Below are 13,618 nucleotides of genomic sequence, written 5' to 3' on the forward strand. Positions count from 1 at the left end.
TAAATATTCTGAATATTCTTGTTTTTCGCCGCAAACTTCTCATAATTCCCATGACGTGGAAATGAATCCATGTTGCCCCTTTGTTTTATCTTGCTGCCTCGCGAAAGGAACTTCGCCTCGGGCAACGGGAATGTTTGGCGGATATCAAGGACGGCTCGAGCGCAATGTTTCGACCTTCAAATCGACCTGACGACCACGGTGCCAACGAGCGATCGCGCGACGATCGCAAATTGTCACACGTTTCGTCCGCGCGCTTGTTGCGCGGCCTGAGTCGGTTGCAGCGAGCCTATGAATATGGGCTCGACTTGGAAGGTGGCGCCTGGGAGTTCGCCATCGAGATCGGCGAGTTGCTGGCCGCCGACATGACCCGCAGCGATCTTCGCTGGCTGGTGCGCAAGGGTTTGGTGCAACATGCGCGCGAAGTCACGTTGCCCGGGGAAGAGACTCGCGACTTTCATCCTTCGCGCGGTTTGATCTTCACGCGCCGCACGTGCTTCGTCCTGACCGAGGCGGGCGTCGAGTTCGTCGCCGAGATGCAGGAGCAGTCGCCGCGCAAGAAGCGCGCCGACAAGCCGCATGCCCGTGTCAAAGCGCCGCTGGCCACCCCTCACTGGGATGCCGAACTGCAAGAGTTGCGGCTGGGCTCGGCTTTGATCAAGCAATTCAAAGTCCCCGCGCCGAACCAGGAGATGGTCCTGGCCGCGTTTGAAGAAGAAGGCTGGCCCGTGCGGATCGACGATCCATTGCCGCCACAGCCACAACAGGACTCGAAGCGCCGTCTGCACGACACGATCAACAGCCTGAATCGGAATCATCGCGTCGCCCGGTTGCGATTCATCGGCGACGGCACTGGCACCGGCGTGCGCTGGACAATGAGCGACGTTAACGAGCCGGCGGCGGAAGAATAGTCACGCGCCGCGTCAGACGTCCCGCGACGTAGATCAACTCAGCTCAAATTCGCGTGGTGCGCCCTTCTTGCCGACTGGGACCGCGCAGGCCATGCACTTCGGTGTGTTCCAGCTCGCGCTCGAACGGGCTGCCGGTCTGGCTGAGCCGCGTGCCCCAGCCCAAGCGCATCATCGTGCCGCGCCAGCCAATTTGCTGGACAAACAGCGCGCGGAACCAACTAGCGGCCAGCAGCAAGTCTTTGACCGGCGCCAGCAGCATGAAGGCCGGTCGCATGGCCGTGCCGCGCAGCCAACGCAGCACGATCGTGTCGGCCACAATCCGCACGAGGCAGGCCGCGAGAAACGCCGGCAGCACGCTCAGCCCCACGCACATCATCATGGCGAATGTCAGCGAGACCGGGTTGATCAGCAGCAATTCGAGCGGAAATGTCCAGGGGGACAAGCGGAAGCGCAAGGCGGCGTGGCGAACCGCGCGATTCCAGAATCCCGACCACGACCAGCGGACGTGTACGGTGCGCGCGGCAACGGGGGCCAACTCGACCAGCCAGCCCGCCTTGTGCAAGGACTGGCCCAATACATAGTCCTCGGCGGCCACATCGGCCACGGCCGGCCAACCGCCAATGCTGTCGAGCGCTTCGCGGCGGAGCAACATCCCCTTGCCCATCACGGCGTCGGCGCCGATGACATGCTTGAGGGCCGTGATCCCGGCACCGGCAAAGTCGCTGAGCTTTAGATTTTCGAGCGCGGCCCAGACCGATTGTTCCCCCACGCCCACGACTCGTTGATAGACCAGCCCGATGTTCGGGTCGGCGGCGACCGTCATCAGGCTGCCCAAATCGTCGGGCTCGGCCTGCACGTTGCTGTCACTGATCATAATAAAACCATATTTGGCGTGCCGAGACAGCATCTCGAGGACTTGCACCTTGGGGTTGGCATAGTCCAGCGTTGGCTCGCAAATCACCTGGATGTCGACTGCGGGAAAGCGCTCGGCGACACGGCGCGCCACGGCCAGCGCCGGATCGTGCGCATCGGCCGCGCCCAGTAGAATCTGCATCGGTCGCCACGACTGCTGGGCAAAGCTGGTGAGGTTCTGTTCCAACTCCTCGTCGCAGCCGCACAGCGGCTTGAGCACGGTTACGCCGTGCGGTTCGGCCATCGGGTCGTGTCGGTGTGCGAGGGTCGAACGATCGGCCTTGGCGCGCAGGCGCATCGCCGTCAGCGCAATGACGTGGTAAATCACGCCTCCCGCCACGAAGCACCAGCCCAGGCCCAAAAAGTCGATCAGTTGGAGTGTCATCAGCTCGAGAACCAAGCGTGCTAAACGCTCGCGGCTTCAACGCGCGAGCCATCGCCACACGCCATTATCTGAATCATTTCATGTTGTTTCTGCCAGGGGGGCCTTGGCCATTGCCACTTGGCATTGGCCGCTCAAAGACTTAAGCGCGCGGCCAGCGCCACCGCCGCCGTCTCGACACGTAGGATTCTTTCGCCCAGTGAAACCGGCTGCCAGCCTGCGCCAGCCGCCAGGTTTGCTTCCTCGTCGGTGAAGCCCCCTTCCGGGCCAACGGCAAATTGAACCGCTAGCTGGCTGCTAACAATACTCATGTCCGCGGATTGATGGCCCGGGTGAGCCAACAACCGGCAACCTGTCGTCGCCTCTGCGACATATCGCCTCCACGCACGCGGCTCGCCGATTTGCATCAAGCGATTGCGGCCACATTGCTTCGACGCCTCGATCACGCCGCGCCGCAAGCGTTCGAGCGCTTTGGTTCCTGGCTCGGCCACGCTTCGTTCCGTCTGCAAGGGAATCAACTCCGCCACGCCCAACTCGACCAGCTTTTCGACCAGCCACTGCTGGCGATCCCCTTTGGGCAAGGCCACGGCAGCGACCAGTCGTCTGCTCAGTTCGCGGTTCACCTCACGCCGCTCGACGACAGCCAGTTCGACCTCGTGCCGGCCGCAACGCGTGACTCGAGCGAGGAATTCAAAGCCTTGACCGTCGAACAGCGTGACCTCGTCGCCCGCGCGACCACGCATCACATGGAGCAAATGGTGCGCCTCGGTCGCGGTCAAAACGGCTACGTCCGTTTCGATGGGCTGTTCGACGTAATAGCGTGCTGTCATAGACTCGCCAGCCTTGGGCAGTTTGACCAGTTTCGCAGTCCAACGGGGCTAATCGGCCGACTTTGGTAAAATGTAACGCCGCGGCCGACTGATTGCCGATTCTAGAGATTACCGGGCTGTGTTCAAACCGCTCGGGTCGATTCCCTCCCACCGGCGATGTCTCCGCGGAAGCCAGCCATGTACGAAACCTATTGGGGCCTGAAGCCGCGCCTGGCTGGCGAGTCGCTCGACCCGACGGGCTTCTACCGCGGCGCCAGCCACCTAGAGGCGCTCGCGCGGCTGCACTTCCTGGTTGAACAGCATTGCCGGTTGGGCCTCGTCTATGGTGACTGGGGCGCAGGCAAGTCATATCTGCTGGCCGTCGCGGCAGCCGAATTCCGCAAGCCGGGGTGTGTGGTCACGCGACTGGCTGCGGGCGGTCTTGGTCCCGACGACCTGGTTTGTCAGTTGGCCCAGGCCTGGTCATTAAATCCTGATGCCGATTGGTCAACGGCGCGGCTGTGGCAAGCGATCGGTGACCGCGCTGCCGAGTGGCACTATCAGCGCCGCGAAGTGGTGCTGTTGCTCGACGACTTGGACGAGGCCGATTTGTCGCTGATGGCGTACGTGGCACGGCTGATTGCGCTGGCCCAGACGATTGGCCTGCAACTGACGGTCATCGCTTCGGCCCATGCACACCACCTGGGCGCGCTGGGTCGGCGGTTGCTCGAGCTAATCGAGCTGCGCGTCGAGTTGCTGCCGTGGGACCTGGCCGACACACACGGCTTTGTCCAAGCGACACTTGCTCGCGGTGGCCGGCAAGCACCGGCTTTTGAACCCGCCGCGGTCGAAAGGCTGTACGATTTGACATTGGGCAACCCACGCCGGGTACAGCATCTGGTGCATCTGTCGCTGGCGGCTGGGGCGGGCCAGCGTCTGAAGCTGGTCGACGAACACACGGTCGAAACCGTGGTGGCCGAGCTGGGCATTCCGGCCCCTTCGCCGCTGCCAGCTTAAGCCGGTGCCAAGGCCGGCGTTAGCAGGGCCGCCATTTGGTCGTAACCCGTGGCGCAGCAAGCTGCTCTGGCATTCAAGCGGCCGATCCATACAATGCTCGTGCAGGTGCCCGCAACGACGGGCCGAGCTGTCTTCAAGGATTCGATTGTGCCCAAAGCCACGTCCAACGCCCCTGCCCCGGTCGACGCTTCGCACGTACGCGGACCCGACGGCGAAGTCATCGATCTGAAGAACCGGGCTTGGGCCGCGTTTTTGGCCTGGCTGATTCCGGGCCTGGGACACTGGTATCAGGGCCGCCGGGCCAAGGCGGTGCTCTACTTCCTCTGCATCAGCACGACGTTTATCTGGGGCATGTATCTGGGGGGCGGGCGTGTCGTCTATGCCCAGTGGACGCCTCACGATCAGCGCTGGCAGTTTTTCTGTCAGGCGGGCGTCGGCTTGCCGGCGATTCCGGCCGTGCTGCAAAGCCGACGGTTCAGCGCTACGAATGCCTATTGGACTAACCAGGTCGACGCCTTCAAAAGTCCTTCGAAGGGGCAAGAAGCCAAGGCCAACTTGCCGCGCGCCCGGCTGACCGATTGGTTCATGGCACCGCCGCTGGCTTGGTCGCAAGACTTGCAGAACGTGCCCGACGAGTTGGACGACCTGCACAAGCGACTGCACCGGTACTTTGACCTGGGAACGCTGTTCACCATGGTGGCAGGTTTGTTGAACATTCTGGTCATTTACGATGCCTTTGCCGGGCCGGCGTGGAACGAGCCGATGCCCGAGCGCAAGCCCCCTGATGACGAGTCGGACAAGCCGAAAAGCTGATCGACGCGCGCAGCGAAGTAAGACACAAAAGAGTTTCTCCCCAAGGCGCCGACGCTGATGACTCCCGAACCGGTCACGATCAACGATCTTTGGTACGCGATCCCGCTGATCGTTTCGGTGTCGCTGGTTTATTCCGCGACCCGAGCCGAGTCGATGGACACGATCTGGCGCGGGGCCGTCCGCTTTGGCGGTTGGGTGTTGACCTTCTTGGGGATCATTCTGGCGGTGGTGCAGGCCGCCTCGTGGATGACATGACCTGGAACCATCGTTTTCACGTCGGCGCTGATCACTCTCGTTTCTCTTTGCGCCGCGCTTCGGCGGTGTTGATTGTCGCCCCTCTGCTTGTTGTGTTGCTGGTCACGGCCGCCGTTGCGCAAGGGCCGCGAGTGCCGCAAACCGTCGTGCCCGCCGCGCCGTCGGCCAAGTACAACGACGGCTTGCAGCAATGGCTCGAATATGTCGAGCCGCGGGCGTCGGACGACGCGCTCGACGACCGTAAAGAACTATCGGCCGAGCTGACCCGCGCGTCCCAGTCGATTGAACGCTGGTGCGCGAACCTGGGGACGTTCAACGGCGTGCAATCGTACGAAGAAGCGCTGGCGACGACGCGCCGGCTGTTGGGCGTAAAAAAGCGGGTCGATGGCTGGCTGGCCGATGCGCTGGCCCGCCGCACCAAGCTGGCCGCGCGTAAAGACGAGCCGAACGCCAAGGATCGCGTCCGCCGCTATCTGCGGGCAACGTCAGTGCTGATCGACCTGAGCGGTCGGTTGCGCTATTCACAGCACGACATGCTGAATAATTTCGCCGTTCGCTGGGCCGACACACCCCAGCGCCAGGCCCAGTTGCTCGACTTGTTGATCGAATATCGCAGCACCGTCGGCGCCGGCGTGGCCGCGGTTTACCTGCAGCCGACAGCCCCCGCGGCGCCGGCCCCAGGCCCCCTGCGCCAGCGCGCCGCGGCCGCCACGTCGACGCGCGCCAGTGATTCGACCCGTGAGAAGGTATTGCAACTGATTGTAGCGGCCCAAGCGACGGCCTTGTTGCCCAACGTGGTGCAAGTGCTGAACGAGGAGAACCTGTCGGCGGGTATGTTGTTGGCCACGGCCGAGACGATCCGGAAGCTTGGCTTGCCCCAGGAGCCCAGGGCCGACACGCCCAAGGATTTGCCCAAGCCAGCCATTACGCCCAACCAGTTGCAGGTGCGGCTGGCGACGTTGGGCACGCGGCAATTGACGGCTTCGCAGTACCAGCGGTACGAGGCGCTGAAAACCTGGCTCGACGAGCGCGTGGCCCGCGGCGTGACCGAGTCGACGTTCAAAGTAGCCGGCTACGAGTTGCAACCCGGCGACTGGCTGCTGATGCGGAACCCTTCGCCGTACAACCTGTTCACCGATCTGTCGCCGGGTTTGTTCACGCACGTCGGCGTGGTGACGCTCGAACGTGGCGACGACGGCATCGCGCGGATGGTGATCGTCGACATGCCCGAGCGCGGCGAAACCATGCCCGCCACCAATGTCGAAGTGTACCTGGAACGGACGCTGCACCATGCGTTCCTGCGTCATCCCGACGCCAAAGTGGCCGAGGCAATGGGGCAGGCGGCGAACGATGTGATCGGCAGCCAGGTCGAGTTCGATTTGAACTTTCGCACCGAGCGCGTGACCGAACTGCGTCAGACGCCGCTGAAGGGGCGCAAGATTCAGACCTATTGCGCCGGTTTGCTGCTGCTGTGCGCGTTGCAATCGACCGAGCCGCGCGAAGCGTTCTTTCCATTCTCCGAAGGGGCGGCTGGCGGTAAGACCCAAGAGAACTTGAAAAAGCTGGGTATGTCGATCGGCGAGGACTTCATCTCGCCCACCGGCGCTTTTTTCTCGACCAAGTTGTCGCTGGTCGGCTCGCGCGAACCAATGTACGACCCCGCGCGGGAAATCGAAGAAGGAATCTTCGATCACTTTGCCCAGCAGATGGACACGCAGGCGATTCGTCCCACACTTGATCTGTTTGATACCTTGCGGCTGAAGGTGGCCCAGGCGTCGAGCGGCAATTCCACGCTGACCCAGGCGCTGGCCCGCGCCGTGGGGGTGAGCGCTGACATGGACCTGGTGGCCGCGGCCAAGGCGGCGGCCGTGGTCGAAACGCTCGACGAAGTCGCCTTTGGCAGCAGCGCGGAATACTCCAAGGCCCGCGAGGCAATTCGCTCGGGCTCGGTCGAAACGGCGCGGCGGCGCGGCGCGACCGAGTCCCAGTTGGCGGCGACTCGCACCTATCGTCAACGGCACGCCGAACTGGCCGGCAAGTGGGATCGCCAGGAGCTTTCGCCGCGCGAGTTGCGGATGGCCCTGGTCGAGTATTACGCCCGCTCGGGCAAACAACGCCTCGACCAGCTATACTTCAGCACCGAGCCGACGCCGACCAAGTAAGGGGCGCCAAACGCAAATACTCGTCATGCTCTAATTGTGCCATGCTGATGAGTTAATTGGCTCGCCAACTCCAAGCCGGCGGCTCGGCCGCCGATTACGGTGGCAAAGCCACCGGCTTGGTGTAAACCACGAACATGCCGTCTCCTCTTTCCACAGGAAGGTTTTGCGATGAGTTCGTCTGATCAAGGATCGAGCAGGCCGGAAGTCGTTCACGCCCAAGTCGCCGGCTACCCACCGCCACGACGACGCTCGCGATGGGGCTTGTTCTTCGTGCTGATCGTGCTGGGGAGCATGGGGCTGATGGTCATGCTGATGTTCAGCGCCCTGGTCTCGGGCGTTTCGTCGTCGAGCGGCGAGGGGCACGTCGAAGAACACTATCACTCCCTCTCGAAGACAGCCACGCAGAAGATCGCCATCATCTCGGTCGAGGGGGCGATTTTCAGCGGCGAAGGTTTCGTCAAGCATCAAATTGACCACGCCCTGGCCGACAAGAATGTGAAAGGAATCGTGATCCGTGTTGATTCCCCCGGCGGCACCGTGACCGGCAGCGATTACATCTATCACCACCTGGTGAAGCTGAAGCAGGAAAAGAAGATTCCCTTCGTGGTCAGCATGGGGGGCATCGCGGCCAGCGGCGGCTATTACGTCTCGATGGCCGTCGGCGACGAGGCCGACGTGATCTATGCCGAGCCGACTTGCTGGACCGGTTCGATCGGCGTGGTGATTCCACACTACGACGCTTCGGGCCTGGCCAAGAAGTTCGACTTTAAGGAAGATTCAATCAAAAGCCACGAGCTGAAGGCGATGGGGAGCCCGCTCAAGGAAATGACGCCACAGGAAAAGGCGATCTTCCAATCGCTGGTCGACGACAGCTTTGCCCGCTTCAAGAAGATCGTCCAATCGGGCCGGAAGCGGTTCCGCGAGCATCCCGAGGAACTCGACAAGGTGGCCACGGGCCAGGTCTTCACGACCGGCCAGGCGCTGGCGTCGGGCTTGATCGACAAGGAAGGCTTCATCGAGGACGCCATCCAGCGCGTGATCGATCTGGGGGGCTTGAATAAGGACCGGGTCAAAGTCGTCAAATACAAAGAGCCGTTCCACCTGTTCAGCGGCCTCTTCGCCCAGTCGCAGGCCAGCCTGCGCGAGCCGTCGCTGAAGCTGCTGCTCGACATGTCGACGCCGCGGGGCTGGTACATCTTTGCCTGGCCAGCCGCGACGGAATAAGTGTTGAGGAGTTAAAGCGATGAGTGACAAAAAGCGGGTGCTTGACGTCGGGCAATGCGTGCCGGACCATGCCGCGATCCGCCGACTGGTCGAAGGAACCTTCGGCGCCGAAGTGGTACAGACGCACGGCCCCGAGGACACGCTGGCCGCGCTGACCGGCGGCCATTTCGACCTGGTGCTGATCAATCGCAAGCTCGACGCCGATTACACCGACGGCATCGAGATTCTCAAGCAGATCAAGGCCGATCCGCGTATTGCCGCGGTGCCGGTGATGCTGGTCACCAACTATGCCGAGCATCAACAGGCCAGCGTCGCCGCCGGTGGCGCGCCAGGCTTTGGCAAAGCCGAGCTGAGCCAACCCGAGACGCACGAGCGGCTGAGGAAGTATTTGGAAAAATAGCGATTAGCGCGGTTCTGGGAACTGTATGTCGGGTGCCATGCTCAAACTTCTTGTTTGAGCATGTGAAGCGCGTACCAGACATGCTCAAGCCTTAAGGGCTTGAGCATGGCACCCGTTGACTCTTATGGAAGTCGAGAATCGCTCTAGCAAAACAAAGAGCCCGGAGTCAGCGCTGACTCCGGGCTCTTTTGGTTTGGCTAATAGCTAACCGCTAATCGCTCGCGCGATCATCGTGCCCCGGCCGGCTGGTTGCGAACTTGCTGTCCGCCGCCGCTGGCCGTGCTGGAACCTGACTTGCGGTTCAACCAGATCAGCACCGGCGTGGCGATGTAGACCGTGCTGTACGTTCCCGAGATCGTGCCGATCACCAGGGCGAAGGCAAAGCCGTGAATCCCCTGCCCGCCGATCAGGTACAGAATGACCACGACCAGAAACACGGTGAACGACGTGAGCAACGTCCGGCTCAGCGTCTGGTTGATGCTCAAGTTGACCAACTCAGGCGACACGTCCGGGCTCTTGCCGCGAATCTCGCGAATGCGGTCGAAGATCACGATCGTATCGTTCAGCGAGTAACCGATAATCGTCAAGAACGCGCCGATGATCGGCAGGTTGATCTTGAACGGATCGACTAGGGCAAAGCCCAGGTACGGCGCCAGGTAAGCGCTCAAGGCCAACGCCCCCAGCGTCACCAGCACGTCATGCACCAGGGCCAGCAAGGCCGCGATGCCGAACATGATCTGCGAAAAGCGGAACCAGACGTAGATCACAATCAGCACCATACTGGCCAACAAGGCGGCAATGGCTTGCTGTTGCGTCTGGCCGGCCACCGCGGCGCCGACTTCGTTTGACGAGGGGAAGTAAGGCTCGGCGGCCAAGCGACGGCTGACGTCCGCCATGATCTTGGGGGCCTGATCGTTCGGCACGTCGAGTCGGACTTTCCATTCCTTCTGGCCCCGGTCTTCGCTTAGACCCGAGGTGGTACCGACCAGTTCGACTCGCAAGAGCTTCGCCTTGGCCTGTTCCTCGGCATCGTCGGCTGGAACATTCGGCTCGGTCGGCAAGGCGGCCGCGAACAGTTCGCCAAGCGCCTTGCGCGAGATTGACTCGGTGAAGGTCAACTCGGCGCTGTACTTGCCGGCAAACCGATCGGCCGCCGCAACGGGCTTCTTGGGTTCAGCGGTCGGATCTGTTGCCGCGGGAGACGCTGGAGTAGTAGTTGCCGCAGGAGTCGTGGCAGCCGGCTTCTTCTCGTCAGCAGCCGGTGCGCTCGCTGGCGGTTTAGCCGCCTCGGGCTTCTTGTCGTTAGCCTTAGGGGCATCAGCAGCCTTCGGCGCGTCGGCCGGCTTCTTGTCATCGGCCTTGGGCGTTTCAGCCGCCTTCTTCGCCTCGGCGGCGGGCGTCTTGTCGGCCTCTGCCGGCTTGGCTGGGGCTTCCTTTTCGTCGGCCAGGTTCGCCACCAGCGCGGTCGGCCACAATTCGAGCCACCGCCAGTTGGCCCCTTGGTAGGCCTTGGGCCGCGCGGCGGCAGCGCCTTGCTTCTCGGCCGGCTTCGCTGCCGGCTTGACGGTCATCTGGTTGAACGCCAGTTGACCCTGGAACAGCTTTTGCAACGAATGCTCGACCCGTTGCTCGTTCGTCTCCGATGTAATCACCAGAAAGCGGATGTTCGCGGGATCACCCGTAACGGTCACGTCTTGCACCGTCACGTCCGGGAACGGATCGGGCTCGCCGGCCTTGTCGGCGCGGCTCCGGTCATCGTCGAGCGTCTGGCGCACCAGTTCGATCGCGTGTGGATGATCCTTGTCAAACAGCAACTCGACCGACACGCCGCCGGTGAAGTCGATATCCAACAAGCCGCGCCCGCGGGTGTACACGCCGATCATGCCGATCGCGATGATGATGGCGCTCAGGGCGAACGCCGGCACGCGTTTGCCGATGAAATCGAAGTTCGCGTTGCTGAGCATTTGCATCATCCGCAGGTTGGTGACCCAACGCTTGCGTTCACAAGCGTCGAAGATCGCCCGCGACACGGTGATGGCGGTGAACAGATTGGCGACCAGGCCGATGATCAGCGTCACGGCAAAACCCTTCACCTGGTCGGTGCCGATGTAGTACAGCACCACGGCCGAGATCAGCGTGGTGACGTTGGCGTCGATGATCGTCGTCGAGGCCCGCTCAAAGCCGTTGCGAATGGCCATTCGCAAGGTGGCGCCGCGGGCCAGCTCCTCGCGCATGCGCTCGTAGATGAGCACGTTCGCGTCGACGGCCATGCCCACGGTCAGGGCCAGCCCGGCCAGTCCCGACAGGGTGAACGCCGCGTGGACGCTCATCATGATCGCGATTGAGATCAACATGTTGAGCACCACGGCCAGATTCGCCACGAACCCGGCGAAGCGGTAGTAAATCAGCATGAAGATCACGACCACACCCGTCGAAACGAGCATCGACTTGACCCCCTTCTCGATCATGTCCTGGCCCAGGGTGGGGCCGATCACCATTTCGGTGCTGGGGCTCTTGCTGAGCGCGGCCGGCAAGCGGCCCGCCGTAAGAACCTCGGCCAGCAGTTGAGTTTCTTTCTCGTTGAAGCCGCCGGTGATTTCGCCTTGGCCGCTGATGGCCGAGCGAATCGTCGGGGCGCTGATCAGTTGATTGTCGAGCACGATGCCCAGGTGGCGCAGAATATCGCCGCGCGGCAGGTTGGCGCTGGTCAACTCGAAGAACAGGTTCGCCCCTTGCTGGTCGAACGAGAAGTGGACCGCTCGTTCTCCCTTTTCGCTGTGGCCGGCCGTGGCGTTGCGGAGGTAGTCCCCCTTGACGTTCTGGTCGTCGAGCAGCATCAGAATCTCGGTTCGGTTGTTCCGCTGGCGAACCGCGAAGAACCGCGAGCCTCCTCCGGACAGAAACTGGGCCGCGGTCTCTTCCTTTTCAAACGGCACCCAGCGGGCGATCTTGCGTTCGCTGTCGATGTCTTTGATATCGACTTCGTCGGGATTGGTAGCCCGGCTGATGATGTCGCCGTCGTTGCGGCTGTCGGCCACAATACGGAATTCGAGCGCGCCCGAGGTGACGATCTTGGCCTTGATGTAGTCCAAGTCGGCGGGGTTCGCCTCGGGGATGATGATTTCGATCTGGCTGGCGCCATAGGGGCGGATGCTGACTTCGTTCACGCCGCCCGGGTTGACGCGTTTGCTGACGGCGCCGACCACTTTGTCGACCAACTCGCGATCGACCTTGGTCTGGCCCTCGGGGGGGAGAATGTCATAGATCAGAATCACGCCACCGCTCAGGTCGATGCCCAGCTTGGGCGGCCAGCCCAACGCCGTGACCACCGTCGATGCCGTAATGGCGAACAAGATCACCGACATCCGCAGCCCCTGATCGGGCAGCTTGACGTACTTGGCCAGCCAGTGGCCGACGACCAGTGAGCCGACGATCAAACCGACCGCAATGGCGAACTTCTTCATCAACTTGGCCACATCGACGGTTGCCGTGGCGTCCTTCGCCAGATCGGCGACGGCCTGATCGCTGGGGGTGGCACCCGCGGGGGCCGTTGGAGCCGGCGCGGTCGGCGAAGGAACGGCCGGAGCGGGGGCTGCGTCGGGGGCTTGCGCCCGCGCGGCCATGGGGCCATCGACCAACGAACTTGAAAGACCCGGCGCGATCATCAACGCGCACAGCGCCAAAGCGGCGAAAGTCAACCAGCGATGCTTCCGTAGCAAACCGAACATCTCGATACTCCTCTGCGGACTTAGCCCACCGGGCACAGGCCGCGGCGGCGATTGGCTTGTTGTGATTTGATGGCGTGTCGAATGCGATGCGACGGCCGAGCAGGACAACGCGGCAACCTATTTCGATTCCTTGGTTTCGCTGCTGGCTTCTTCCGTTTCGGCCAGCACTCGATCGATCGAGCTAAGCAGCACGCGAATCTTGGTGTTGGTCGCTTCGTCAACGCGGATGGTGACTTCGTTGCTGTCGGTTTGCACGTTGGTGACCACGCCGAAGATGCCCCCCGACGTCACCACGCGGTCGTTCTTCTTCAGGTTCTTCAGCAACTCGTCGCGCTGCCGGGCCTGCTTGCGCCGCGGACCTTCGATCAACAACACCCACAACAGGATCAGCGGCAGGAACATGGTCAACATCTGGACCATGCCGGCGCCACCCGCGGTGGCTTCTTCCTCGGCGAACAGAATCAGGCTCGGGATCAAATCGTTCATCAACTTCACTTCCTCGGACGTGTTTCGTGTGTTGGTCGACGACCCCGTAGGGACGGCGCTCGGATACCGCCTTCGGCGATGTAGTCGCCGCGACCGGGTACGAGGCCAGCACCTGCCGCGCAGGTAGCCGTCAAGCAACGGCGCGGCGCGCTTGCCAGCGGTCGCTGGCAGCCCCCGCCGGTCGCCTTAACTGGTCTCTCTGGCCCCCCGCATTTGACCGCCGGCATCCGGCCACGGACAAGCTGCGTCGAAAAGGTAGCCAAGTATCATAAAATCAAGCGGCATAACGGACAAGGGCACAAACACCCCCGCCGCCCAGCGCCCCGAAAAGCACCGTCAGGCCCGTGGCTTGGACCACGCGATCGAGTCGATTGTCTCGGCGGGCAAGCGATCTCCGTTGGGTTCGTTTCCCGACGCGCTTCGGCGGCCAAAATCGGCTCGAAACCGGGCTACCCCCCGCATTCTCAAAACTGGGCAAGCCGGTTAAGATGCCCCGACCTAGTCCTCTGTCAGTCTTAATAA

The 13,618-nt window shown here is 62.4% G+C and carries 11 protein-coding genes; 7 read left to right on the top strand and 4 right to left on the bottom strand.

What is annotated here, in order from left to right; translation table 11 throughout:
• Positions 1-164: 164 nt before the first annotated feature.
• Positions 165-908, top strand: a complete 744-nt coding sequence (locus tag JSS27_16295) for a hypothetical protein (GenBank protein MBS0210505.1) — start codon at positions 165-167, stop codon at positions 906-908.
• A 43-nt stretch (positions 909-951) separates the two neighbouring features.
• On the opposite strand, the gene JSS27_16300 is transcribed toward JSS27_16295, so the two are convergent.
• Positions 952-2,205, bottom strand: a complete 1,254-nt coding sequence (locus JSS27_16300) for a glycosyltransferase (GenBank protein MBS0210506.1) — start codon at positions 2,203-2,205, stop codon at positions 952-954.
• Between the two features lie 131 nt (positions 2,206-2,336).
• A complete protein-coding gene (locus tag JSS27_16305; protein ID MBS0210507.1) occupies positions 2,337-3,032 on the bottom strand; it encodes a 16S rRNA (uracil(1498)-N(3))-methyltransferase in 696 nt (231 codons plus the stop codon).
• A 177-nt stretch (positions 3,033-3,209) separates the two neighbouring features.
• On the opposite strand from JSS27_16305, the gene JSS27_16310 reads away from it, so the two are divergent.
• From JSS27_16310 to JSS27_16335, 6 genes are all read left to right on the top strand, one after another.
• Complete coding sequence (locus tag JSS27_16310) at positions 3,210-4,028, top strand: AAA family ATPase (GenBank protein MBS0210508.1); 819 nt, start codon at positions 3,210-3,212, stop codon at positions 4,026-4,028.
• A 147-nt stretch (positions 4,029-4,175) separates the two neighbouring features.
• A complete protein-coding gene (locus tag JSS27_16315; protein ID MBS0210509.1) occupies positions 4,176-4,841 on the top strand; it encodes a hypothetical protein in 666 nt (221 codons plus the stop codon).
• A gap of 57 nt (positions 4,842-4,898) precedes the next feature.
• Positions 4,899-5,096: a hypothetical protein gene (locus JSS27_16320; protein MBS0210510.1), complete on the top strand. Its 198-nt coding sequence runs from the start codon at positions 4,899-4,901 to the stop codon at positions 5,094-5,096.
• A gap of 92 nt (positions 5,097-5,188) precedes the next feature.
• The gene (locus tag JSS27_16325) at positions 5,189-7,258 is read left to right on the top strand and encodes a hypothetical protein (GenBank protein MBS0210511.1); all 2,070 of its coding nucleotides are present in this window, start codon (positions 5,189-5,191) and stop codon (positions 7,256-7,258) included.
• A gap of 168 nt (positions 7,259-7,426) precedes the next feature.
• Complete coding sequence (sppA, locus tag JSS27_16330; GenBank protein ID MBS0210512.1) at positions 7,427-8,482, top strand: signal peptide peptidase SppA; 1,056 nt, start codon at positions 7,427-7,429, stop codon at positions 8,480-8,482.
• A 19-nt stretch (positions 8,483-8,501) separates the two neighbouring features.
• Positions 8,502-8,882: a response regulator gene (locus JSS27_16335; protein MBS0210513.1), complete on the top strand. Its 381-nt coding sequence runs from the start codon at positions 8,502-8,504 to the stop codon at positions 8,880-8,882.
• A 227-nt stretch (positions 8,883-9,109) separates the two neighbouring features.
• Here the strand turns inward: JSS27_16335 and secD are convergent, their stop codons facing one another.
• Together secD and yajC are read right to left on the bottom strand one after the other, a co-directional pair.
• The gene (gene secD, locus JSS27_16340) at positions 9,110-12,610 is read right to left on the bottom strand and encodes a protein translocase subunit SecD (GenBank protein ID MBS0210514.1); all 3,501 of its coding nucleotides are present in this window, start codon (positions 12,608-12,610) and stop codon (positions 9,110-9,112) included.
• Positions 12,611-12,727: 117 nt separating this feature from the next.
• Complete coding sequence (gene yajC / locus JSS27_16345) at positions 12,728-13,096, bottom strand: preprotein translocase subunit YajC (protein MBS0210515.1); 369 nt, start codon at positions 13,094-13,096, stop codon at positions 12,728-12,730.
• Positions 13,097-13,618 lie beyond the last annotated feature (522 nt).

Source organism: Planctomycetota bacterium (assembly GCA_018242585.1).
GTDB lineage: Bacteria > Planctomycetota > Planctomycetia > Pirellulales > PNKZ01 > JAFEBQ01.

Excerpts from the sequence above, each read along its gene's own strand:
- JSS27_16295 (MBS0210505.1), top strand. The coding sequence starts at position 165 with ATGTTTCGACCTTCAAATCGACCTGACGACCACGGTGCCAACGAGCGA.
- JSS27_16300 (MBS0210506.1), bottom strand. The coding sequence starts at position 2,205 with ATGACACTCCAACTGATCGACTTTTTGGGCCTGGGCTGGTGCTTCGTG.
- JSS27_16305 (MBS0210507.1), bottom strand. The coding sequence starts at position 3,032 with ATGACAGCACGCTATTACGTCGAACAGCCCATCGAAACGGACGTAGCC.
- JSS27_16310 (MBS0210508.1), top strand. The coding sequence starts at position 3,210 with ATGTACGAAACCTATTGGGGCCTGAAGCCGCGCCTGGCTGGCGAGTCG.
- JSS27_16320 (MBS0210510.1), top strand. The coding sequence starts at position 4,899 with ATGACTCCCGAACCGGTCACGATCAACGATCTTTGGTACGCGATCCCG.
- sppA (MBS0210512.1), top strand. The coding sequence starts at position 7,427 with ATGAGTTCGTCTGATCAAGGATCGAGCAGGCCGGAAGTCGTTCACGCC.
- JSS27_16335 (MBS0210513.1), top strand. The coding sequence starts at position 8,502 with ATGAGTGACAAAAAGCGGGTGCTTGACGTCGGGCAATGCGTGCCGGAC.
- secD (MBS0210514.1), bottom strand. The coding sequence starts at position 12,610 with ATGTTCGGTTTGCTACGGAAGCATCGCTGGTTGACTTTCGCCGCTTTG.
- yajC (MBS0210515.1), bottom strand. The coding sequence starts at position 13,096 with ATGAACGATTTGATCCCGAGCCTGATTCTGTTCGCCGAGGAAGAAGCC.